24 protein-coding genes are annotated in these 21,615 nt (G+C 39.1%); 7 read left to right on the top strand and 17 right to left on the bottom strand.

Annotation, left to right across the window (positions count from 1 at the left end; translation table 11 throughout):
- Positions 1-42: 42 nt before the first annotated feature.
- The 3 genes from ACH11B_RS17025 to mtaB are packed head-to-tail and all read right to left on the bottom strand — an operon-like array spanning position 43 to position 2,100.
- Positions 43-168 carry a hypothetical protein gene (locus ACH11B_RS17025; protein ID WP_256377661.1) on the bottom strand — a complete coding sequence of 42 codons (126 nt, stop codon included), beginning with the start codon at positions 166-168 and terminating at the stop codon, positions 43-45.
- Positions 169-771, bottom strand: coding sequence for an NlpC/P60 family protein (locus ACH11B_RS17020; RefSeq protein WP_289552924.1), 603 nt, complete (start codon positions 769-771; stop codon positions 169-171). It lies immediately after the preceding gene.
- A gap of 9 nt (positions 772-780) precedes the next feature.
- On the bottom strand, positions 781-2,100 hold the full coding sequence (gene mtaB / locus ACH11B_RS17015; RefSeq protein WP_013666318.1) for a tRNA (N(6)-L-threonylcarbamoyladenosine(37)-C(2))-methylthiotransferase MtaB: 1,320 nt from the start codon (positions 2,098-2,100) through the stop codon (positions 781-783).
- Between the two features lie 411 nt (positions 2,101-2,511).
- Between mtaB and mqnC the strand changes: the two genes are divergently transcribed.
- The 4 genes from mqnC (at position 2,512) to ACH11B_RS16995 (ending at position 5,715) form a co-directional block, all read left to right on the top strand.
- Entirely contained in the window at positions 2,512-3,636 is a 1,125-nt protein-coding gene (gene mqnC, locus ACH11B_RS17010; protein WP_041387426.1) for a cyclic dehypoxanthinyl futalosine synthase, read from the top strand.
- An 18-nt stretch (positions 3,637-3,654) separates the two neighbouring features.
- A complete protein-coding gene (gene scpB / locus ACH11B_RS17005) occupies positions 3,655-4,215 on the top strand; it encodes an SMC-Scp complex subunit ScpB (protein WP_013666316.1) in 561 nt (186 codons plus the stop codon).
- A 115-nt stretch (positions 4,216-4,330) separates the two neighbouring features.
- Positions 4,331-4,525, top strand: coding sequence for a hypothetical protein (locus ACH11B_RS17000; RefSeq protein WP_013666315.1), 195 nt, complete (start codon positions 4,331-4,333; stop codon positions 4,523-4,525).
- Between the two features lie 80 nt (positions 4,526-4,605).
- The gene (locus tag ACH11B_RS16995; protein ID WP_013666314.1) at positions 4,606-5,715 is read left to right on the top strand and encodes a hypothetical protein; all 1,110 of its coding nucleotides are present in this window, start codon (positions 4,606-4,608) and stop codon (positions 5,713-5,715) included.
- Between the two features lie 17 nt (positions 5,716-5,732).
- On the opposite strand, the gene ACH11B_RS16990 is transcribed toward ACH11B_RS16995, so the two are convergent.
- From ACH11B_RS16990 to ACH11B_RS16930, 13 genes are all read right to left on the bottom strand, one after another.
- The gene (locus ACH11B_RS16990; protein WP_013666313.1) at positions 5,733-6,071 is read right to left on the bottom strand and encodes a helix-turn-helix domain-containing protein; all 339 of its coding nucleotides are present in this window, start codon (positions 6,069-6,071) and stop codon (positions 5,733-5,735) included.
- A gap of 231 nt (positions 6,072-6,302) precedes the next feature.
- A complete protein-coding gene (locus ACH11B_RS16985) occupies positions 6,303-7,664 on the bottom strand; it encodes a UDP-N-acetylmuramate--L-alanine ligase (RefSeq protein WP_377609890.1) in 1,362 nt (453 codons plus the stop codon).
- 1 nt (position 7,665) lies between these two features.
- Positions 7,666-8,517, bottom strand: a complete 852-nt coding sequence (prmA, locus tag ACH11B_RS16980) for a 50S ribosomal protein L11 methyltransferase (protein ID WP_041388324.1) — start codon at positions 8,515-8,517, stop codon at positions 7,666-7,668.
- Positions 8,518-8,578: 61 nt separating this feature from the next.
- Positions 8,579-9,343, bottom strand: coding sequence for a triose-phosphate isomerase (gene tpiA, locus ACH11B_RS16975; RefSeq protein WP_377609346.1), 765 nt, complete (start codon positions 9,341-9,343; stop codon positions 8,579-8,581).
- A gap of 6 nt (positions 9,344-9,349) precedes the next feature.
- Positions 9,350-10,546 carry a putative sugar nucleotidyl transferase gene (locus tag ACH11B_RS16970; protein ID WP_377609348.1) on the bottom strand — a complete coding sequence of 399 codons (1,197 nt, stop codon included), beginning with the start codon at positions 10,544-10,546 and terminating at the stop codon, positions 9,350-9,352.
- 100 nt (positions 10,547-10,646) lie between these two features.
- Complete coding sequence (locus tag ACH11B_RS16965; RefSeq protein WP_013666308.1) at positions 10,647-10,895, bottom strand: type B 50S ribosomal protein L31; 249 nt, start codon at positions 10,893-10,895, stop codon at positions 10,647-10,649.
- 168 nt (positions 10,896-11,063) lie between these two features.
- The gene (locus tag ACH11B_RS16960; RefSeq protein ID WP_013666307.1) at positions 11,064-12,143 is read right to left on the bottom strand and encodes a DUF3810 domain-containing protein; all 1,080 of its coding nucleotides are present in this window, start codon (positions 12,141-12,143) and stop codon (positions 11,064-11,066) included.
- Between the two features lie 16 nt (positions 12,144-12,159).
- A complete protein-coding gene (locus ACH11B_RS16955) occupies positions 12,160-13,215 on the bottom strand; it encodes a nucleoid-associated protein (protein WP_130857372.1) in 1,056 nt (351 codons plus the stop codon).
- A 32-nt stretch (positions 13,216-13,247) separates the two neighbouring features.
- Complete coding sequence (locus ACH11B_RS16950) at positions 13,248-14,063, bottom strand: alpha/beta hydrolase family protein (protein WP_013666305.1); 816 nt, start codon at positions 14,061-14,063, stop codon at positions 13,248-13,250.
- Positions 14,064-14,074: 11 nt separating this feature from the next.
- Positions 14,075-14,977 (bottom strand): histone deacetylase, encoded by a 903-nt coding sequence (locus ACH11B_RS16945; protein WP_130857371.1) that lies wholly within the window; start codon positions 14,975-14,977, stop codon positions 14,075-14,077.
- A 75-nt stretch (positions 14,978-15,052) separates the two neighbouring features.
- Positions 15,053-15,868 carry a hypothetical protein gene (locus ACH11B_RS16940; RefSeq protein ID WP_130857370.1) on the bottom strand — a complete coding sequence of 272 codons (816 nt, stop codon included), beginning with the start codon at positions 15,866-15,868 and terminating at the stop codon, positions 15,053-15,055.
- Positions 15,869-15,921: 53 nt separating this feature from the next.
- Entirely contained in the window at positions 15,922-16,395 is a 474-nt protein-coding gene (locus tag ACH11B_RS16935; protein ID WP_130857369.1) for a GAF domain-containing protein, read from the bottom strand.
- A gap of 66 nt (positions 16,396-16,461) precedes the next feature.
- Positions 16,462-17,046: a DUF4230 domain-containing protein gene (locus tag ACH11B_RS16930; protein WP_130857368.1), complete on the bottom strand. Its 585-nt coding sequence runs from the start codon at positions 17,044-17,046 to the stop codon at positions 16,462-16,464.
- A 251-nt stretch (positions 17,047-17,297) separates the two neighbouring features.
- On the opposite strand from ACH11B_RS16930, the gene ACH11B_RS16925 reads away from it, so the two are divergent.
- From ACH11B_RS16925 to ACH11B_RS16915, 3 genes are all read left to right on the top strand, one after another.
- A complete protein-coding gene (locus tag ACH11B_RS16925; RefSeq protein WP_013666301.1) occupies positions 17,298-17,840 on the top strand; it encodes a gluconate 2-dehydrogenase subunit 3 family protein in 543 nt (180 codons plus the stop codon).
- Between the two features lie 11 nt (positions 17,841-17,851).
- Entirely contained in the window at positions 17,852-19,567 is a 1,716-nt protein-coding gene (locus ACH11B_RS16920) for a GMC oxidoreductase (protein ID WP_377609350.1), read from the top strand.
- 147 nt (positions 19,568-19,714) lie between these two features.
- On the top strand, positions 19,715-20,989 hold the full coding sequence (locus ACH11B_RS16915; RefSeq protein ID WP_130857366.1) for a DUF6600 domain-containing protein: 1,275 nt from the start codon (positions 19,715-19,717) through the stop codon (positions 20,987-20,989).
- 33 nt (positions 20,990-21,022) lie between these two features.
- Here the strand turns inward: ACH11B_RS16915 and ACH11B_RS16910 are convergent, their stop codons facing one another.
- The gene (locus ACH11B_RS16910) at positions 21,023-21,610 is read right to left on the bottom strand and encodes a DUF4833 domain-containing protein (protein ID WP_130857365.1); all 588 of its coding nucleotides are present in this window, start codon (positions 21,608-21,610) and stop codon (positions 21,023-21,025) included.
- Positions 21,611-21,615: the final 5 nt, after the last annotated feature.

Genomic DNA, 21,615 nt, shown 5'->3' with positions numbered 1-21,615 from the left:
AAAGGTATCATGCCTGGTATATCTATTAGCAAGAACATCCATTTATCCAAAAAAAATGATGCCTAATACAATTCCTATAACCATGATCGCATATAGCAGTAATTCGTTTTTTGCAAACTGCTTATATTGCGTCCAAAAACCAAAATTCTCTTCGTCTTTCTCTTTCATTTATTTGACCGCTCCTGCTCTTTTGAAAGATTTGTAATACCAACCGTCCTTTAAATTGCTTATAATAACTCCCTTTGAGGTTGAAGCATGAACGAATCTGCCATTATGCAAATAGACTCCTACATGATTGATGCTCGAACCTCCAAAACTAAAGAAAACCAAGTCTCCTTCTTTCAGCTGCCTTTCATATTTTCTTTTAACGGCATTTGCTTGATCCTCCGAACTTCGCGGAAGACTTTTACCATAAATCTCACTTATCAGCATCGCCGCAAATCCCGAACAATCTATACCGTTTTTTGTTGTTCCTCCATAAGCGTAAGGAGTACCAATCCAATCGTTTATAAAGCGATAAAGCTTTTCATTTTTCAGTTCACTGGTTTCAACCCCCAATAAACCGGCATAGTCAGTAAGCAGGTTCCCTGAGCTAACATAAAATCCGGAAGTTCCTGAAACATCTGTTAAAATATCTCCCTTCTTTCGATGATAGTTTTCACGTTTTAGAACGGACGATGTAGCTCGCCGTCTGCTCAAACAGCTTGTCAACATTCCCATCAGTATAATCGCTAGCAAAATAAAGGTGATATTTTGAATCGGAAGCCGCATGTATTGTTGTTAATGTTCAACAAAAGATTCTACTTCTTCCACATCTACTTCTCCTTCATTGCTTATATTCAACAGCCGAACGGTTTTTATTTCGTTTACGAGTAAAGGGTCGTATTTAGCCCGTACTTTAACATAATTCTTCGAAAAGCCGTGCATATATCCTTCTTTTACGTCACTTTCGAAAAGCACTTCCATCTCATTGCCTAACTGACTAACATAAAATGCCCGTCTTTTCTTTTCAGAAAGGATATGTAACATTTTGCTTCTGTCCGATCTGGCACTCCCCGGCACTGCCCCTTCCATTTGTGAAGCTATCGTATTTTCCCTTTCTGAGTAGGTAAAGACATGTAGATAGGAAATGTCTAGATCATTAAGAAATTCATAGGTTTGTAAAAAATCTTCCCGTGTTTCGCCGGGAAATCCAACAATGACGTCTACTCCTATACAACAATCCGGCATTAAACTTTTAATTCTTTTTACCCTTTCAGCATAGAGTTCTCGTTTATATCGTCTACGCATCAGCCCTAAGATCTTATTAGATCCTGATTGTAAGGGCATATGAAAATGGGGCACGAATCGCTTGGACGAGGCTACAAAATCGATGATTTCATTACTCAGTAAGTTGGGTTCAATGGACGAAATCCGAAAACGGTCAATCCCATCGACCGCATCCAACGCTTTCACTAAATCCAAAAAACGATCTTCCCGCTGGCCTTGCCTCATACCGAAGTCACCGATATTAACCCCTGTCAATACAATTTCCTTTACACCCGATGCAGCAATATCTTTGGCTTGTTTAACCAACGATTCAATGGTTCCACTTCTACTGGCTCCGCGTGCAAGCGGTATGGTACAAAATGTGCAAGAATAATCGCAACCGTCTTGTACTTTAAGAAAAGTTCTTGTTCTATCACCAAACGAAAAAGCCGGAACAAACACATTGGTTTCCTCAATAGGTGCATTATGTATAATTGCCTTTTTCTGTTTGGTTAAGTCGTTAATATGCTCAATGATATTGAACTTTTCTGCTGCGCCAAGCACCATATCAACTCCGGGAATTTCGGCTATTTCCCGGGGCTTTAATTGCGCATAGCAACCCACAATAGTAATATAAGCCTGAGGAGAATATTTCAAAGCCTCTTTTACCACTTTTCTGCACTTTTTATCAGCATTATCCGTCACCGAACAGGTATTGATAACATAAACATCCGCCCTTTCGTTAAAAGGCACAGTTTGATAACCTGCATCCTGAAAAATCCGTCCGATAGAAGAAGTTTCAGAGAAGTTAAGTTTGCAGCCAAGGGTATAAAATGCTACTCTCTTATCCATTTAATTAGTTTTTGCGTTCAAAATGCAAGATGAATGCTCCGTCAAATGCGCCATGAAAGTAAGGTCCATATCAATTCAATCTTACATTAAACAACTTTGTTGTGCACCTTAAACAAGGTTTTAAATTGTCAGCGGCAAAAATACGTTTTTCTTTAGGCTTATTATAGGAACTGTCTCAGTTTTTATATAAATGCAACTAGTTTCGATACAGTTATGACAAATATGAACAGCTATTTACAAGTAGTGCTATCGTTCTTCAAGACAACCATACAGGCCGTCCTATAGCTTGCAAACAACGCACCGTAAACCTCGTGACTTGATTGGATATCCTCGCAAAAATAGCTAAGTTTGCAAGGTCTACAATGCATCTCTACAGGAAGTAACGTTGCAATGTATAATCAGGCATTTTCAATGGATACTACACAAATACTTCGAAGGGCGCTTAATTTTGAATTCTTATCGAAAGAAGAAGGTATATATTTGCATCAGTACGCCTCAACTGCTGAACTAAGTTATGTAGCCAACGAGCTTCGAAAAATACAAGTACCTCACGGAAAGGTTACGTGGCAAATTGACAGAAACGTAAATACAACCAATGTTTGTATTGCTAACTGCAAATTTTGTAATTTTTTCAGGCGACCCGGGCACGAAGAAAGCTATATTACGGATATAGATACCTACAAGCGAAAAATCGAGGAAACGATACGATACGGTGGAGATCAGCTGCTGTTACAGGGCGGGCACCATCCCGATCTTGGCTTGAATTTCTACACCAATTTGTTTAAGCAGCTAAAAGAACTATACCCGACCATAAAACTGCACTCGCTTGGGCCTCCGGAAATCGCTCATATTGCTAAATTAGAGAATATGAGTCATATCGAAGTTCTCCGCGCCTTAAAAGAAGCCGGTTTAGACTCGCTCCCGGGAGCCGGAGCAGAAATATTAAATGATCGTGTTAGACGTCTGATTTCAAAAGGCAAATGTGGCGGAAAAGAGTGGTTAGATGTAATGCGGGCCGCCCATCAAATTAATCTCCCAACTTCAGCCACTATGATGTTTGGACATATTGAGACCGTCGAGGAGCGTTTTGAACACCTTGTATGGATCAGAGAAGTCCAAAGCGAAAAACCGGAAGGAGCCTATGGCTTTATTGCCTTCATTCCATGGCCTTTCCAGGACGACGGCACGCTATTAAAGAAAGTAAGGGGAATCACCAATAATGTAAGTGGTGAAGAATACATCCGTATGATTGCACTGAGCAGGATTATGCTTCCCAACATAAAAAACGTTCAAGCCTCCTGGCTGACCGTTGGCAAACGCGTGGCGCAGCTCTGTTTACATGCCGGAGCTAATGATTTTGGATCTATTATGATCGAAGAGAATGTCGTTTCAGCTGCCGGCGCTCCGCATCGATTCACGTCGCGCTCGATACAAGATGCGATCAAAGAAGCTGGCTTCGAACCGCAATTGCGTACACAAAAGTATGACTTCAGGGAAATCCCATCAGGTATTCAAGAACAAATCATCGACTATTAATTAATAGGTTAACGTTTCATGGAGAACATCGTACAGCATATTGAGGCATTAATTTTTGCTTCTGAACAGAGCGTGGAATTTTTTGACATTAAGCAAATTATTCGAGATGCCTTAGACTTGGAGCTATCAAACGAGGACGTAGAAAATGCAATTAAGCTTATTGAATCAAAATACGCTGACAGCGCATTTGCCATTCAACTGTATCATATTAATAACGGCTATCAATTTTTAACGAAGAAAGAGTACAATAAAATTGTTAATCAACTTCAGATCCATCGATCTAAAAAGAAATTGAGTCAAGCTGCGCTTGAAACGCTGGCTATAATAGCTTATCGGCAGCCTATAACCAAGCTTGAAATAGAACAAATAAGGGGAGTGAGCTGCGACTATTCCATACAGAAACTATTGGAAAAAGACCTGATACAGATCAGTGGAAAATCTGAAGCTATTGGGAAGCCGCTCTTATATTCGACAAGCAAACTATTTATGGACTATTTTGGGATCAATTCAACGGCGGATTTACCGAAATTGAAAGACATCTTAACTGAAGAACAAAGTATAGGAGAATCAACGGAATAGCTTCCATTTTTTTGTATTATTTTTTCAATAAATTACTTGACTGTTTTAAAATCTTTGTAATTTTATCAGCACAAAACCAAACAATATAAAACAAGCGTAACTAGTAGAATTGGAAATGAAAACGCCAAAAAAGACAGACAAAAAAATTGGATCAAATAATCCAGCAAAAAAAGCGGGTAAATCAGGTATCAAACCTAATGATTCAAAACCAACAAGACGTTTTGACGATGAAGATGAAGATGACTTCGATTTTAATGATTTGGATAACTTTGACAATTTCGACAATTTTGACGATGATGACGACTATTAGTCTTGTAATCACCGTATTATAAAATATAAAGCACTTAGTATTTATGCTGAGTGCTTTTTTATTAATGTTTTGGGGAAAGAATGATAATCCAAGTAAACGACAAAAGGCAGGAAAAGCAGTTTCTAGATGTTCCTAAAAAAATATATAAAGATGATAGCAACTGGATTTGTCCATTAGATAACGACATACGCCAAATTTTCGATCCTCAAAAGAACAATTTTCATAAGCACGGAGAATGTGCGCGATGGTTATTGCTTAAAGATAATCAACCCATTGGAAGAATTGCGGCTTTCATCAACCATGAGAAGGCCTATAAATCAGAATGTCCCATAGGCGGTATCGGCTTTTTCGAATGTATTGATAACCAAGATGCAGCTGGTAAATTATTTGATACTGCAAAGAAGTGGCTAGCAGACAGAGGGATGAGGGGCATGGATGGTCCGATTAATTTTGGCGAGAATGATAACTTTTGGGGCTTATTAGTAGAAGGATTTACCCAGCCTTCCTATGGCATGAATTATCATAAGCCCTATTATCTAAACCTTTTTCTCAGTTATGGCTTCAAAACCATATATGAACAGATTACAAACTATTTAGAAGTTAATAAGCCATTTCCTGAACGTTTTACTCGGATTGCTAATTGGGTGATGGAAAAACCGGGTTATACCTTTAAACATTTCGAGAAAAACAACCTACAAGTTTTCGCAAAAGACTTCATGGAAATTTACAATGATGCTTGGGAAAACTTCGAAAATTTTCAGCCTATTAAAATGGAAACGATCCTCGAATCGTTCAAGAAAATGAAACTGATTCTAGACGAACGTTTAATTTGGTTTGCCTACATCAATAATGAACCTGTCTCATTTATTTTGATATTACCGGATGCCAACCAATTGATTAAAGACTTCAAAGGTAAAATGAATTGGCTAAACGGCATTCGATTTTTATTGAACAGACGTAAAGTAAACAGGATGAGAGCAATTGTGATGGGAACGAAAAAAAATTATCAAAAGCATGGACTTGAATCCGCTCTTTTCATAAAGCTGAAGGAATATGTCCTTCCTCTCAAGAAGTATAAAGAACTGGAACTTTCATGGGTTGGCGATTTCAACAAGGAAATGCTGGCTATCCATAAAGCTACCGGAGCCCAATTTGGAAAGAAACACGCTACATTACGATATGTGTTTTAACATAAGCACGTTTTCCATCACTTAGCATAAAGCTTTCTTAATTCCTCGTAAAGTTCGATTACCTTCTTTTGTAATTCGATTACTTCGTTATTTCTTTCCTGCAACTTCTTATTGGCTGCTTCTAAGTCAGAGTTATATTTCTTTTGCTCATCAGCATCATTGAAATTCAAAAGCTGCACCACTGTCATGTCAAAAAGTTTGGCAATTTGTTGAAGCCTTGAAAGATTAATATCGGTTATACCGGTTTCAATTTTAGAAAAAGCAGGAATAGATATGTCTAATCTTTTAGCAACATCCTCTTGGCTCCACCCATTTTGATGTCTTAATAACCTTATTTTTTTTCCTAAAGATTTCATTCGTAAAAAATTTGTTTTTTAATGGCCTCATGACTGTCCCGGTAGGTAGAGTTCCGCACATGATCAAAATGAGTTATTATCACCATCTTTTTAATTTTCATTAATCATGTAGACATTTCATTCGACTATTATTTTCACGTGTGTTAGCTTGACCCATAGACAAAGAGTATACAAGAAGAAGTAGGTATTAACCAATTGTAGCACTTACTATATCAAATATATATATAATTTTTAAAAATTAAAAAACTTATCTGATAAGTTAACTAGATTTATACCGCCAAAATTCCCTGAACTCATGAATAGCACATTTTTACCTTGAGGATCCAATTGGCTGATATACCCTTCTAGATTCTGTGCATCGTTAAAATATATTATATCGTCTCTATTAAAGGCTTTCTTTATAGTTAACGCTTCGATTGGCTTAATATTTTTTTGTCTGAAAGAATTTTGATCAATAAATACAACGGCTTCATCAGCCTGTTTCATTGTATCAAAATATTCTTGTAAAAACTCCTCATTTAGGCTACTAAACGTATGTAGCTCGATAATCGCTACTAACTTACTATTCGGATATTGTTCTTTTACTGCATCTATGGACGCTCTAACTTTTGAAGGCGAATGTGCAAAGTCTTTGTAAACAACGCTTCCGGCATAATCCGCAACATACTCCAGTCTCCTTGCTGCACCCTTAAAACTACCAATCGCCTGATAAAAATCTTCTCTACTGATTCCTAACCACTCACAAACAGTAAAAGCGCCTGCCAAATTAGAAAGATTATGCTTTCCAAATATTTGTAAAGCGATCTCCCCTTTGGAAGTTTTAAGATAACTTACTCCCTTATTAATGGTAAACTCAGGCAGCTTATACCCATGTTTATTGATATTAGAATTGTTATTAGAAACCAGATTCTGCACTTCCTTATCATCTTTATTATATACGAGCGTACCCTTTTCTTCTATGCTTTCGATAAAGAGCTTAAATTGTTCGACATATTCCTGATAAGTTGGGAATACATTAATGTGGTCCCAAGCTATACCACTTATCAGAGCTATATTTGCGTGATAAAGTAAGAACTTAGGTCTTCTATCAATAGCTGATGCCAAGTATTCGTCTCCCTCAATAATGATTAACGGCGCATCCTTTGTGATCTTAACCATCGTTTCGAAGCCCTCCAGTTTAGCCCCAACGACATAATCAAACGATCTTCCTAACTCCTTGAGAACGTGCATAATCATCGAGGTGATCGTAGTTTTTCCGTGGCTACCTCCTACAACGACCCGTGTCTTGTCTTTAGCCTGTTCGTAAATGTATGCAGGGTAGGAATAAATTTGTAAACCTAATTCCTGAGCCCTGACAAGCTCCGGGTTATCTGCTTTAGCGTGCATACCCAACACTACAGCATTAATGTCTTCCGTAATCCTTTCAGGATGCCAGCCTAATTGCTCAGGCATTAACCCATTCTTTGTCAGATTAGTTCTTGAGGGCTCGTATATAAAGTCGTCGGAACCACTCACCAGATAGCCTTTATTTGCTAATGCTATGGCCAAATTATGCATAACACTTCCGCCAATAGCTATAAAATGGACACGCATGTTATTTTCTTTTATGGTTTTGTTCAAATTTTGCGGCAACCCAATGATCTTTCACTTTTTTCTCCAAAAATTTCAGATTCAGTTTAATAGCAGCTTCTTCCAGTTGTCGTAGATCGTCTCCTTCGTAAAAACCACTAAGAAGAAGCTGACCATGGGGTTTTAAAACCGCAGAATAGGTCGGCAACTGATCGAGCAATATATTTCTATTGATATTGGCAAGAATCAAATCATATGGTTCTTGCGGAATTACTTCCTTTGATCCACAGTATATCTTTATAGCGGGGACCTGATTTAGCTCAATATTTTCTTTTACACTTTCATAGCAAACGGGATCGTAATCAATTGCCACCACCTCCTCTGCACCTATTTTGGCAGCCAAAATCGCGAGTATACCGGTACCACATCCCATATCAAGTACACGCTTTCCTGCTACATGGCTATCCAATAAATACTCCATCATGAGTGATGTCGTTTGGTGATGCCCTGTACCAAAAGCCATCTTCGGATCTATAATAATCTCATATTCAAAATCGGGTTTAGGTGCGTGAAAGGTAGCACGAACATAACAGCGCTTATCAACCGTGATTGGCTCAAAGTTGCTTTCCCAAACTGCATTCCAATTTTTCGGACTAATCTCCTGAACGCTATAAGATACTTGAAAGTTTTCCGGCAAGGTAAGTAGTAAATGCTCAATAGCAGCCAGGTCCAATGAAGCACTAGCGATATACGCTTTAAATCCTGAGGGCGTATCCTCAAATGTATCAAATCCAAGAGCGGCTAGGTCATTAATAAACAGGTCCTGTTGCCACTCTTCACCTCCCACACAAACAAAAGTAAGTTCACTATAGTCCATATTATCGAAAAAAAAAGGTCTCCACATTTGATCAATCGGAAACCTCTTTGAAATGATAGAATTAGTTAAAAACCTTTACTATATCAGTAAAGTCTCTTGATTTTAATGAGGCACCGCCAATTAAGCCACCATCGATGTCAGGTTGTGAAAATAAATCCGGAGCATTTTTGGGATTACAGCTTCCCCCGTATAGCACACTGGTTTCATCCGCTACAGCTGCACCATATTTTGCTTCAATCTGCTTTCTAATGAAAGCGTGTACTTCCTGTGCTTGCTCCGGGCTTGCAGTCAATCCGGTACCAATTGCCCAAACCGGCTCATAAGCTAGGATTATTTTAGAAAAGTCGCTTGCCGACAGATGGAAAACACCTTTCTCTAATTGCGTTTTGATAACATCAAAAAAATCACCGGCTTCGCGCTCTTCTCTTGTTTCGCCTATACAAAAAATCGGGATCAGGCCATGTGTAAGTGCTATATTTACTTTCTGTGCCAGTAACTCGTCAGATTCGCCGAAATAAGCCCTTCTTTCAGAATGCCCTAATATTACATACTCCGCGCCCGTCGAGCGTACTTGCTTTGCTGATATTTCCCCTGTGTATGCACCTGCATCTTCCTGATGTATATTCTGAGCACCCACAGACACATTTTCACTCTCTTTTGCTAAAGAAGCAATACTATGTAAATGGATAAAAGGACTGCAAACAATTATTTGCTGATTACCAATAACCTCATCTTTTACCATGTTAGCCACTTCTGAAAACAGGCTTATTCCTTCTTGGTAATCCATGTTCATCTTCCAATTACCGGCAACAATTTTTTTTCGCATGATTGATTAAATTTTGTTATTTCTTTGTTTTATTGTTATCTCAAAAACCTTACGTAAGATGGATGCTTCAATAGGGTCAAATTTACAATTACGCCTAGCAAAAACCAACTCTGCGGTCTCAAACATTTTCTCTAATTCATAAACACCTGCATTTTCTCCCACGCCCCAAGAGAAATCGGGCACAAAGGTAGGTGGCACTTCGCCTCCAAAAATACTTGCAGCAACGCCAACTACTGTTCCGGTATTGAAAGCTGTATTAATAGCGCACTTTGCATGATCCGCCATTATCAATCCACAAAACTGCAAACCCGTGTTGCGGTAAGCATCCGTTCCGTAATGATATAGTTTTACGTTCTTATAGTTATTTTTTAAGTTTGAATTATTGGTATCTGCGCCCCAATTACACCACTCGCCCATAACACCACTGCCAAAGTATCCTTCATGTCCTTTGGATGAATTTCCCCAAATCAAACACGTATTTAATTCTCCCCCAACACGGCAACCCGGGCCAACAGTTACATTGCTGTATATCTTGGTACCTAATTTAACCTGCGAATTTTCTCCTAAAGAAAAAGGTCCACGAATCAAAGCCCCTTCCCATATCTCACTATTTCTCCCGATATAGACGGGTCCTTTCAGCGTGTTTATGGTACAACATTCAGCCGATGCACCTTCCTCCAGGAAAATGGCGTCACCCAGCAACTTAACTGTTGAACTTATATTTGCAGAAGTTCTTCCCTTGGTTAATAGGTTAAAATCTTTTATTATTTCCGCTCCATTTTGTAAAAAGATATCCTCCGGATAACGGATAGCAGTATAAGCCTGCCTATAAACAACCGGTTTATAAGCAGCAAAGTCATTGACGCAAGCTTCAGCTAAAGCTCTTATATCTGTTTTCGCGGCTATAAATTGTTTGTTTTCAATTAACTTTTCACCTACTTTAAGCCCATCAAGTGCGGCACATAACGTTGCATCGGGGCAAATACCTCCATTAATGATCAAGACATCTCCCACTGTTATTGATAAAGGATATTTCAGTTGCAGATAGTCGGCGCTGAGATACGAAACCGATACGTTCATCCACCTCGTCCATTTTTCAGCAATAGTTAACGTTCCGACTCGGAAATCACCTATAGGTCTGGTTAAGCTTAAAGGATAGAGATTAACGCGTTGTTCAGGATTATCATATAAAACAATGTGCATAAATTCAAAAATTAGTGGTTTGGTGCTCCGCTAGTATAGGGCTAAAAATAAAAAAAGTCCCGATAAAATACCGAGACTCTGTTTTATTATTAAACCGATTTTACTTTTTATTGTAACGGTTACGGAACTTATCAATACGTCCTGCAGTATCGACCAATTTCATCTTACCAGTATAAAATGGGTGCGAAGTGTGGGAGATTTCTAGTTTTACCAAAGGATATTCCTGACCATCTTCCCATTGGATAGTCTCTTTCGTGTCGATACAAGACTTAGTTATAAAGGCATAGTCGTTTGACATGTCCTTAAACACCACTAGTCTGTAGTTTGATGGATGCAAATCTTTCTTCATTATGATAACCGTTTACTAACATCTTGCCCCTTTGTCATTTTACAGTCGTGGTAAATAATATCAAGGGTTAACGATGTATATATTTTTAATTGTTAATTTCGTTTAAGGCTGCAAAGATAGTTATTAAAACAAATCAAACAAAATATATCGACTAATTTTTCCACATTACTAAAAATCAGCCGCTATTTTTCTTTTCCACGCAATGAGCAGTTTGGTCATCCTACTGTATCGTTTTAAGCCCTCAGGCTGATTGTTTAGCTGCAGATATTCATTATAAAACTTGGAACTGGCATGGGTTAAAACACCATCGAACCGCCGCCAGTAAGCTTCTTCTTCCTTTGCATCATTCAATACAGCGGGATCAATCAATTTCAACATATTGAAATATGCATCTCTATCCTGAAAGGCGAGCTGGTTAAGCAACATAAAGACGGCATTATAATAGGCTGCGTATTGAAATAGCAGATCCTTGCTTTCAGTACACAATATAAATCCGATTAAATTAGCTTCGTCTTCAAAGCCAATACCGGCCTGATGACCAAGCTCATGGCAGGCTGTAAAGGGTTTTGAAAAGATCGGCATTGAGGTGTTTACTTGTGCTTCCTGAGTAAAAGGATTGAAATATCCCGCCACACCGGTATAATTTACTTGAAGATTTGTAATGGGACTTTTAATTGTTGGCAGATAACTAAAAATGTAGGGTTGGAGCGTACTATTGCTTGCTATAAGATTTTGAGCTTTTAGAAAAATTGCTTCGTTTGATATTTGCAGATCGGTTTCTTTCAATTGTTTCCTAAAAGAATTGGCCCTTTCGATACATAAAGCAGTAACTTCTAAAAGCTCACAAGATTCTCCGATTTCCATTTGCAGTCCCATCCTTTTTTCAAGCGGTAATCTGAAATAATTCATTCCCCAGAAAAGATAAAAGCAGACCATTAAAACAAAAACCATGTTTAGAGCCTTTAAAGCACGTACAAGAGCTGTCGAATAATTTTTTCGAAAAAGGTTGACAACTATTGTGATCAAAAAGACGAGAAAGACCAAAATGCCGAGAAGGTACAAGCAATCGCCTAAGCTAAAAGGAATCCATGCCGTTATAGATTGTCCGACAATAGCAAATACCGGGAACAGCTTCCCACTGTAGAATCGCTCTACGAGGCTATTATACGTTGATAGCCACCAAAAAAGAACCAGCACGGCAACGAGCACTGTACTTCGCCGAATTTGCTGAACGACTTTTTCCCCCATTCTTAAAACGCGCTAATTAGCTCTCTTGGTCAAAGTAGAGCTTATAAAAATGCTTGCCTCTTTCTTCATCAAAACCTTTCTCAATATATTCCCGTTTGCCGTGGATATAGACATGAAAATTTTTATCTAACTTTAAGATAGATTTGAAAATCTTCGATTCCTTTTTAACTGCTTGACCGGAAATTTCGAAACCGTCTCCTATTGTTAGGTCGTGCATCTCTTCAAAGTTTGCTTTATAATCTCTGAACATTGTGATAGCTGCCGGATTACCTAGTACTTCTTCTGTAAACTCATCTAGCTGAAAGACTTCCTTTTCTTTAAAATACGCGGCCGAACGGTTTAACAGATCAATCTTGTCTGCCTTTTCCATTTCAAAGGCTTCTTCTAATTTCTCGTTTACAAAAGCTTTACAAACTTGCATTAGATTACCTGTCTGATGAAAACTGTCATTTCTGACAGTTACTTGCATGAAGTCATCTTTCCAATAGACCGCCTCATTTTGTCGATTCGTTTGGTCTACCGCCAACACTTTGTAACCTTCTTCTTTTTCTGTATCAACAATTAAACAACCTTTATCCAATTTGTGTATGTTGATGGCTTCTTCTTCGTAATCTACTTTAAAAGCGCCATGCTCCGGATACACTTTTAAATAGGTTTCTTTCGTCTCCGATTTAAAGATGCCAACACCTCGAAGTCTCTCTCCTTCCAGCTGTACTTCTTCGAACTGCACGACATAGACCTCTCCTGCTTTTATTTTCGGATGGCTGGAAGACTCGTACAGATGCTTGGTAACCTGCTGGCTCATTGAATGAAAGTCGAGCTCCCCTTCAAAGAATAGGTGCACAAAATGATAAAGTTCATTCAGCTCTCGTTCACCGCTATTATGGCTCAATCGATACACTTCATTCACTTTCTCGAAAGGCGTTAGAAAATATTGCATTAACAGTTTCTGCAATAGCTCGTCCTGAAGAGTTAACGGTTGTTCCGAAAGAATGTAATGCTCATCTAAGGCCTTATTTCCTACACGATGGATAGATAGTTGCGTTAAAGAAGCTTCAAAGAATGATAACATAGTTTTTTGATAAGACGAGGACAAAAATAGTATTATTCTTTTTTCAAGAAGAAACGATGCATAAATAACAGCTGATAAGCTATGCTGTTCGACCAATATTCCCAATTATGGGCACCAGGTCTCGTTATATAGTCGTGTTCTATATTTCTATCCATCATTTTCTTATGAAGCTGTTCATTAACGGTATAAAAAAAATCAGCCGTTCCACAGTCGATAATAATAGCCAACTTATCAGGCATTAGCAGATGTAGTAAATTAGTAACGGTATGTTCTTCCCACGATTCGGGATGTTCCGACAGAGCCCCTAATCGTTTTGATAAATCCCAATTAGCAGGAAACGGCCGAATGTCAACGCCACCTGACATACTTCCTGCCGCACCAAATAAATCTTGGTGTCTGAATGCTAAATAAAGCGCCCCGTGCCCGCCCATGCTTAGCCCTGTAATTGCTCTGCCATTACGAGATCTTACCGTCTTATACTTCTGATCGATAAAGGGTATTAATTCCTTCACGATATAAGTTTCATACTTGAATTGCGGGTCAATTGGACTATCTAGGTACCAGCTGCTGAAACCACCATCCGGGCAAACAATGATGTATTGATAATTATCCGCTAGTTCTTGAATAGCCGGTACTTTTGTCACCCAGTCAGCGTAATTGCCACTGTATCCATGAAGCAAGTAGACAACGGGCAGCGCCTTTTCTCCATTATATACTCGTGGTGTTATAACAACTGCTTTGATCGTTTTCTTCATTGATTCACTTGTAGTAAGAACCGTATCAACTTTCGCAGCATAGGCTGTGAAGACAAGAAAACAAAAACTTAAGGATAAGAATATTCTATGCATAGGTGATAATTTTAATATAATTTATCGATAGCCGCTTTAAAGGTATTGCAATGAGCGTCAACAATATCTTTAATATGTGTGGAGTATCCACCTCCCATACTGACCTGTACAGGTACTCCGAAACGCCTACAATATTCAAAAACGATTTCATCTCTTGTCTTGCATCCCGGTTTACTTAGCGATAGCCAACCTAATTTGTCTGTCTCCAGAACGTCCACCCCTGCCAAATAAAATACGAACTCAGGCTTCACCTGATTAAATAAGGCTTCTAAGTTCTTTTCAAGAATCCCTAAGTACTCTTCATCTCCCACACCCTCCGGTAAACCGATATCCAAATCGGAATGCTCTTTTCTAAACGGAAAATTACGTTGACAATGCATTGAAAAAGTAAAAACGCGTTGCTCACTTTTAAATATATCAGCCGTTCCATTTCCTTGATGCACGTCCAAATCTATTATCAATATTTTTTTCGCCTTCTTTTGCGATAAAAGATAATGAGCTCCAATAGCCTGATCGTTCAATAAGCAAAAGCCTTCTCCCCAATTGCTTCCGGCATGATGAGTACCACCGGCTATATTGAACGCAATTCCATCTTGTAACGCATGGTCGCAACACTCAATAGTCCCCTGAACAATACTGATTTCCCTATATACCAGCAGCTTACTTAAAGAAAAACCTGTTCGCCTTATCTCTTTTGTGGAGAGATTGAGGTTTTTAAGTTTCTCCCAATAAGTGATTTGATGGGCCAACGTAATATAATGTTCGTCTACCTCATGAGGCCTAAAAAAAGCGTTTGGAAGTACGGTCCCCTCATATACAAGCTGTTCAGGTATTAATTCATATTTCAACATCGGAAAACGATGTCCGACAGGCACAGGATGAACATACAGTGGATCAAATGCAATCTTCAGCACTTTAATTTAATTGACAAACTTAAAAAGCACTAAAATAGTAAAATCGGTGAACTACAAAATAATTGGATCAGAATCTTACTTTCTGCTTAAAAAAGTACGCTTCTGTGTGTTGGAATAATTTAGAATGCTTCGTATAATAGCCAATAGTATAAGAATAATCCCGAACGCGCCTACATAAATTAACGAATGAAAATAAGGATCTGCCTCTTCAAATCGTTTCATTAAAATCCCGTATATGCCCCATATAATAATCAGCCCGTAAAATATGTTGTGCTTAAAATAGACAGTAACCGTTCCTAATACAGCTGCTGTCAGCAATAGAGCATAACTTACGTAAAGATCTACTGCCGGATTTGCTAGCCATCCTAAAGAAACCAACCATGCCGCAAAATTGGCTAAACAAGCAATCGTTATCCAGCCAAAATAGATACTCAAGGGTAATTGGGTAATAAAAAGTGAAAGTTTTCCCTTTTGGGGAATCAGCAATTGAAGGCGTTTGGCCATATAGTATAAAGTAAAAAGCTGAACCAGTAATAATACAAGTGATAACCCTGGTATATCGTTTAACCAAGTATATACCCAGGTTGCAATAGCCAGTTGATTGATGCTAAAAGAAAAGCCAATTTGGAAAACCTCTTGATTCGTTACAAATTGTTGCTGTTCCGAAAAAGCTTTTATCAAATGAACGATCAACATGAGGAACAGAGCGGTATAAATGACAGACCAAATAGAGAAAGTGAACGCGGCCGGTGTTATTCCGGATTCATATTTAGCAGACATTTCGCCCATCGTGTATCCACCGATGTCTCGTGTTTGGCCTAACATGGATATTAGAAATGCGAAGCAATAACTAATGAAATTAATAATCGCCAACTGCCTAATGTAACGCATAACAAAGAGTCTTTTATACGCTAACAAACAGACCCGTAGAAAGTTCAAATGGCTTACGGTAAAAGGGCAAGTAATTGTATCAGGTATCTCTCGTCTATTTCATCAAAATCAGCCAATCGTTCACTATCAATATCAAGCACACCGATAACATCCCCACCCTGTCGCCTTACAGGCAATACAATTTCTGATTTTGAATAGGAACTACAGGCGATATGGCCGGGAAACTGATCTACGTCAGGTACAATCAATACACGGTTCTCTTTCCAAGCTGTGCCGCAAACACCCTTACCCATTTGTATACGTGTGCACGCTACCGGCCCTTGAAATGGTCCCAACACTAATTCATTATTTTTAATTAGGTAAAAGCCGACCCAAAAAAAATTGAATTGTGCTTTAAGTGCCGCGGCCATATTTGCCAAATTGGCTATTAAATCTTGTTCGCCTTCTAGCAAGGCCTCTACCTGTGGTAACAAAGATTGATATTGACTCTCTTTTGTGCCTTTCGCTATAACTAAATCTTCTGCCATGTTTGTTTTTGCTTTCTTTTCGGCACGAAATTATTTATTTTATGCTGCTTTCCCTAGAGAGGACTGCTATCTAAAAGCAATATTTATCTTAGCCCCCGTTATATTCTCAATCATTGGTTTAAAAATAATAGAAGCATTTTCTTTCGTCTTACCTAAAACATTCATCTCCTGCGCATTTTTCAGCAAGCGCTGCTCCGCCAATTGATAAATACCTTCAACTAGATTCTGCGTATCACCCGGTAACCACGCTCCCGAGATATCATAAACTTTGGATCGCTTATGATCCAAACGCACATAACAGATCTCGGGTTCAGGCAAATAGATAGTTACCGAATCCGAGCCATTTCTAATAATATCTTCTTTCTTTACTTTTCTCAAGTCTATACAACCGGCCACCTCTCCTACCGCTATGAAAAGCACACGCTGATCGGGAAAAAAATAACGTAATTCTTTTCGTTCAAGGACATCCTTCATTGAATATTTAACCAGCTCTAATTTGCCAATATCGGTAATGCGCTCAACCATTACATCGTCCGCCACCTGTACTTTTGAAGGTCCCAGATCAAATTTGTAATAGATAAACCACCCCGATACTAAAAGTACCGCAATTAGCAACAAAATAACGATAGTAGAAATTGTTTTCCTCAACATACTTTTTAATGCTTGAACAATTGTTAACCTAAAAGGTTTAATAACGCATTAGCAATCATATCTCTTGTGACTATAGGATTGCATTATCCCGCCGCCATACGGTTTATAACTTATCTAGCTCTGTAAAACCGTTTTAGTAAAAAAGAAAAATGAATAAATCTACAAGCGCAATTTCTTTCTTAGCATATTTATCACTAATATTGAATTCTATATAACTTCAGAAAGCTAAACAAGACTACACTATAAATCGGATGAAAAGAAGAGCAGCAATCAAAAGCCTTTTTATCATAGCAGGAGGTATTGCTATTTTACCGTCCTGTTCGGGAGAGGCTGGAAAAGCATCCATTCAGTTGAACAACTTGGATATCAATGCTAAGCAAGAGGATCTGTTAGCTGAGATTACAGAAACAATACTTCCTAAAACAGAAACTTTCGGATCCAAAGAGCTGAATTTACATCTCTTTGTGTTAAAGATGGTGGATGATTGCCACAATAAAGTGGATCGAGATAGCTTTGTCAAAGGACTTGATCGCATAGATATCCTGGCAAAAGAAAAATTTTCAAAAGAATTTACAGTATTATCAGCTCAACAACGCACACAGTTATTACAATACATAGCAAGTAGTGAAAAGGAAACCGATGAACAACGTTTTTACGATATTACAAAAAAACGAACAATTCAGGGTTTCTTAAACTCTCAATATGTAATGAAAGATCTGAAGCAATATGAACTGATTCCCGGGAGATATAATGGGTATGCCAAAGTAGAAGAATCAACTGATAAATTAAGCTAAAGGAAGTACAAATGTCAAACATAAATATTGATAGCATAAAGGAACGTACATTTGATGCTATTGTTATCGGCTCCGGAATCAGCGGGGGCTGGTCAGCCAAAGAATTAACGGAAAAAGGGTTAAAAACGCTGGTGTTAGAACGTGGAAAAGATGTCAAACATGTGGTAGATTACCCCACCACCAACATGTATCCTTATGAATTTGAACACCGGGGCGAGGTTCCTTTAGCAATCCAAGAAGCGGCACCTATCGTAAATAGATGTTATGCTTTTCGAGAGGATGCTATGCATTTTTTCGTAAAAGATAACGAGCACCCATATGTACAGGAAAAACCTTTTGATTGGATTCGAGGCTATCAGGTGGGCGGAAAATCTCTTTTGTGGGCACGACAAACGCAACGGTGGTCCGACTATGATTTTGAAGGCCCTGCTAGAGACGGTTTCGCAGTAGACTGGCCAATCCGATACAAAGATCTAGCGCCATGGTATAGCTATGTCGAAAAATTTGCCGGCATTTCCGGAAATCGAGATGGTCTAAAAGAGCTACCGGATGGTGAATTTCTTCCTGCCTATCCACTAAATGCCGTTGAGGATTATTTTAAGGGTGTCTTACAAAAGAAATATCGCGGCCGACATGTTATCAGTGCACGTTGTGCGCACTTGTCTAAACCCAACCCCATCCATATAGAACAAGGTCGGGTACAATGCCAAAACCGGGTTCTTTGCCAACGTGGATGTCCGTTCGGCGGTTATTTTAGCAGTAATGCTTCCACGCTTCCATGGGCACAAAAAACTGGGAACCTAACATTACGGCCATTCTCAGTCGCCCATTCCATCATTTATGATGAAGAGAAAGGTAAAGCAATAGGGGTCAAAGTTATCGATGCGAACACAAAAGAGGAAATAGATTATTTTGCAAAGATCATTTTTGTGAATGCAGCCGCCCTAAATACAAACCTTATTCTCCTAAATTCGACGTCAAACCGCTTTCCAAATGGTTTAGGTAATGACAGTGGCCTATTGGGAAAATATGTAGCCTTTCATAACTACAGCGCAAGGATCAGTGCCGAATACGATGGAATGAAAGAATATAAAACAGATGGGAGAAATCCAGCCGGTGGTGGCTATATTCCTAGATTTAGGAATGTTCATAAGCAGGAAACGGATTTTATTAGAGGATATGCAGCAGGATTTTCCGCTTACCGGTCACCTAACCGCGATATGTCGGGTTTAGGAGTAGATCTTAAGGAACAACTATTAAACGCTAAACCGGGCCCTTGGCGTGTTGGGTCTCATATGATGGCTGAAACCATTCCGAAAGAATCAAATTATGTAGCTTTAGACAGTGATAAAAAGGACGCGTGGGGCATTCCGCTGCTTAAAATAGCTGTTGATTATGATGAAAATGATGCAAAAATGAAAGCGGATTACATTGAGCAAATGACCGAAATGTTTACTACCGCCGGTTTCACCAATATACAAGCAAATACAGCCGGACAAGCGCCTGGCTTAGATATCCATGAAATGGGTGGAGTACGGATGGGAAGAGACCCCAAGACTTCTTTGCTCAATAAATGGAATCAGCTTCACCATTGCAAAAATGTTTTTGTTACAGATGGAGCGTGCATGACTTCCACATCTACTCAGAACCCATCGCTTACCTACATGGCTTTCTCAGCTAGAGCGGTTGATTTTGCTGTTAATGAAATGAAAAAAAATAACCTGTAAAAAAATTTGTTGGGGCACGTCGCCTTATATTGCAGCGCTTCTGCCCTAACAGATCATCTCTCCTCCATTGGCTACTTTTAAACCTTCCTGAAAACTTTCTGTCATAGTACTAAAGAAAATAATTTCGTAAGGTTAAAAAAGCAGACGATGAAAACACTGAATAATATACGCATATTACTTTTTTCCCTTAGCTTTATATTTATTGTTGGCTTTGGTAAAAAAGTAAATGCACAACCTGGAATAACTGTATCATTCCAGCAGTTTTACGACGAACTTTCGCCCTATGGAGAATGGATCGATGATCCTGACTACGGATATATATGGGTACCGAATGTCGATCCCGATTTCCAACCTTATGCAACCAACGGCAGATGGGTAATGACGGATTATGGTAATACCTGGGTATCTAATTATGATTGGGGCTGGGCACCATTTCACTATGGAAGATGGAACTATAATAGACGATTTGGATGGTGCTGGGTACCTGGTTATGAATGGGGGCCCGCATGGGTAAGTTGGCGATCAGGAGGTGGTTACTATGGCTGGGCTCCCTTAGGCCCCGGTGTAAGCATCGGTATAAACATTAACATTCCCTCTTCATACTGGATTTTTGTTCCGCAACGCTATATCTTAAGTACTTCCATACACCGCTATTACGCCCCGAGAAGAACCGTTGTAAACGTTTATAACAGAACAACGATCATTAACAATACCTATGTATATAATAATCACCGATATTATTCCGGTCCAAGAAGAAGTGATATTCAACGCATCACGCGATCTTCTGTACCGGTACATCGTATAAGTAACGCAAGTAGACCAGGGTCAGGAAGAATAACAGGTCGGTCGCTGGAAATCTATCGACCAAATGTAAGTAGAAGCAATCAGGCAAGACCAGCTAGGATAACTTCCGCTGACAACATTCGGTCGAGTGCAAATAGATCGAATGATAGAAAGACCGATAACTTTAGGGGCGGATCAACGACTAGGCCATCTAGTCGAAACGGAAATATAGCAAATCGGGCATCGGGTCGTATAGAGAGAAGTCCATATATTAACGGAAATGAGAAGACCGAAAGACCAAATCGTTCGAGCGTTGGGCCGTCAAGAAATCCTAGTAGCGAAACTCGGATAAGGGAAAATCGCTCGCGCATACAAGAGGCGCCAAATAACATAGAACGACCTGGAAGAGTGAGAAGCAGTGCCGGCAGTGCCCGATCTAACGGAGACAATGCACCAGGTGTAAGGCGTTCTGAAAGACAACAGCACACACGACCAAGTGGTCCTTCCAGAATGCCAAGAAATGAGCAACCACGGATCCAGAGGAGTGAACAACCGCGATCGAACGCTCCCTCAAGGAGTGAAAGGCCTTCTAGAGGCCAAGATCGCCCGGAAAGAATTTCAAGAAATATCAGAGGATAAAAAACAGAAGGCCCGAATACCGGGCCTTCCTATTTAGGGTTTAAATCGTTCAAGTATACGTTTGCCGGTTTTAACCTCAATACCTTTTAGCTCAATATATTTAACGTCAGGCTTCCAAAAAGTTCCGCCATCACCGATTCGGATAAATATTCTCTCAAGTACGGATTCCTTACCATCAATATTTGCGTAGACACGATAGCTTCCTTTTGCGTCCTTCTTTAATTTCAGTGGTAACTTGCTATATGCAACGGAACGAACGTCATAACTACCATCGTTCAATTTTTTCGTATTAATACCGTAAGCAAATTTTCGCTGAATAAAATTTAATTCCTTTCGTATGCCCCCTTCCGGATAACGGATCCAAAAAGCATGAATCGGGCTACCTAAATCGAGTCGACCACCTTTATCCACATTTAACGCATAACAAATGGTATTTGTGTTGGGGTCCCGCTGTATATAAAACAGCAAATGTTCCACATCCTTAGGTATAGGAAATGAATCGATATAAGCATGCGTATCTTCATATGCTGCCGTAGAAGCATAAGTATTGGGCGAGTATGTTGCCAGCCCAACACCCAAAAGAAGTGCATAAAACAATGATTTAACTATATTTATATTCATAAAGA

This window comes from Olivibacter sp. EAT-5 (genome assembly GCF_044784325.1).
GTDB lineage: Bacteria > Bacteroidota > Bacteroidia > Sphingobacteriales > Sphingobacteriaceae > Olivibacter > Olivibacter oleidegradans.
This window is presented reverse-complemented; position numbering and strand designations above follow the sequence as displayed.

What these genes read in the sequence shown, in the direction of transcription:
- ACH11B_RS17025 (WP_256377661.1), bottom strand. Translation starts at nt 168, where the DNA reads ATGAAAGAGAAAGACGAAGAGAATTTTGGTTTTTGGACGCAATATAAG.
- ACH11B_RS17020 (WP_289552924.1), bottom strand. Translation starts at nt 771, where the DNA reads ATGCGGCTTCCGATTCAAAATATCACCTTTATTTTGCTAGCGATTATA.
- mtaB (WP_013666318.1), bottom strand. Translation starts at nt 2,100, where the DNA reads ATGGATAAGAGAGTAGCATTTTATACCCTTGGCTGCAAACTTAACTTC.
- mqnC (WP_041387426.1), top strand. Translation starts at nt 2,512, where the DNA reads ATGGATACTACACAAATACTTCGAAGGGCGCTTAATTTTGAATTCTTA.
- scpB (WP_013666316.1), top strand. Translation starts at nt 3,655, where the DNA reads ATGGAGAACATCGTACAGCATATTGAGGCATTAATTTTTGCTTCTGAA.
- ACH11B_RS17000 (WP_013666315.1), top strand. Translation starts at nt 4,331, where the DNA reads ATGAAAACGCCAAAAAAGACAGACAAAAAAATTGGATCAAATAATCCA.
- ACH11B_RS16995 (WP_013666314.1), top strand. Translation starts at nt 4,606, where the DNA reads ATGATAATCCAAGTAAACGACAAAAGGCAGGAAAAGCAGTTTCTAGAT.
- ACH11B_RS16990 (WP_013666313.1), bottom strand. Translation starts at nt 6,071, where the DNA reads ATGAAATCTTTAGGAAAAAAAATAAGGTTATTAAGACATCAAAATGGG.
- ACH11B_RS16985 (WP_377609890.1), bottom strand. Translation starts at nt 7,664, where the DNA reads ATGCGTGTCCATTTTATAGCTATTGGCGGAAGTGTTATGCATAATTTG.
- prmA (WP_041388324.1), bottom strand. Translation starts at nt 8,517, where the DNA reads ATGGACTATAGTGAACTTACTTTTGTTTGTGTGGGAGGTGAAGAGTGG.
- tpiA (WP_377609346.1), bottom strand. Translation starts at nt 9,343, where the DNA reads ATGCGAAAAAAAATTGTTGCCGGTAATTGGAAGATGAACATGGATTAC.
- ACH11B_RS16970 (WP_377609348.1), bottom strand. Translation starts at nt 10,546, where the DNA reads ATGCACATTGTTTTATATGATAATCCTGAACAACGCGTTAATCTCTAT.
- ACH11B_RS16965 (WP_013666308.1), bottom strand. Translation starts at nt 10,895, where the DNA reads ATGAAGAAAGATTTGCATCCATCAAACTACAGACTAGTGGTGTTTAAG.
- ACH11B_RS16960 (WP_013666307.1), bottom strand. Translation starts at nt 12,143, where the DNA reads ATGGGGGAAAAAGTCGTTCAGCAAATTCGGCGAAGTACAGTGCTCGTT.
- ACH11B_RS16955 (WP_130857372.1), bottom strand. Translation starts at nt 13,215, where the DNA reads ATGTTATCATTCTTTGAAGCTTCTTTAACGCAACTATCTATCCATCGT.
- ACH11B_RS16950 (WP_013666305.1), bottom strand. Translation starts at nt 14,063, where the DNA reads ATGCATAGAATATTCTTATCCTTAAGTTTTTGTTTTCTTGTCTTCACA.
- ACH11B_RS16940 (WP_130857370.1), bottom strand. Translation starts at nt 15,868, where the DNA reads ATGCGTTACATTAGGCAGTTGGCGATTATTAATTTCATTAGTTATTGC.
- ACH11B_RS16935 (WP_130857369.1), bottom strand. Translation starts at nt 16,395, where the DNA reads ATGGCAGAAGATTTAGTTATAGCGAAAGGCACAAAAGAGAGTCAATAT.
- ACH11B_RS16930 (WP_130857368.1), bottom strand. Translation starts at nt 17,046, where the DNA reads ATGTTGAGGAAAACAATTTCTACTATCGTTATTTTGTTGCTAATTGCG.
- ACH11B_RS16925 (WP_013666301.1), top strand. Translation starts at nt 17,298, where the DNA reads ATGAAAAGAAGAGCAGCAATCAAAAGCCTTTTTATCATAGCAGGAGGT.
- ACH11B_RS16920 (WP_377609350.1), top strand. Translation starts at nt 17,852, where the DNA reads ATGTCAAACATAAATATTGATAGCATAAAGGAACGTACATTTGATGCT.
- ACH11B_RS16915 (WP_130857366.1), top strand. Translation starts at nt 19,715, where the DNA reads ATGAAAACACTGAATAATATACGCATATTACTTTTTTCCCTTAGCTTT.
- ACH11B_RS16910 (WP_130857365.1), bottom strand. Translation starts at nt 21,610, where the DNA reads ATGAATATAAATATAGTTAAATCATTGTTTTATGCACTTCTTTTGGGT.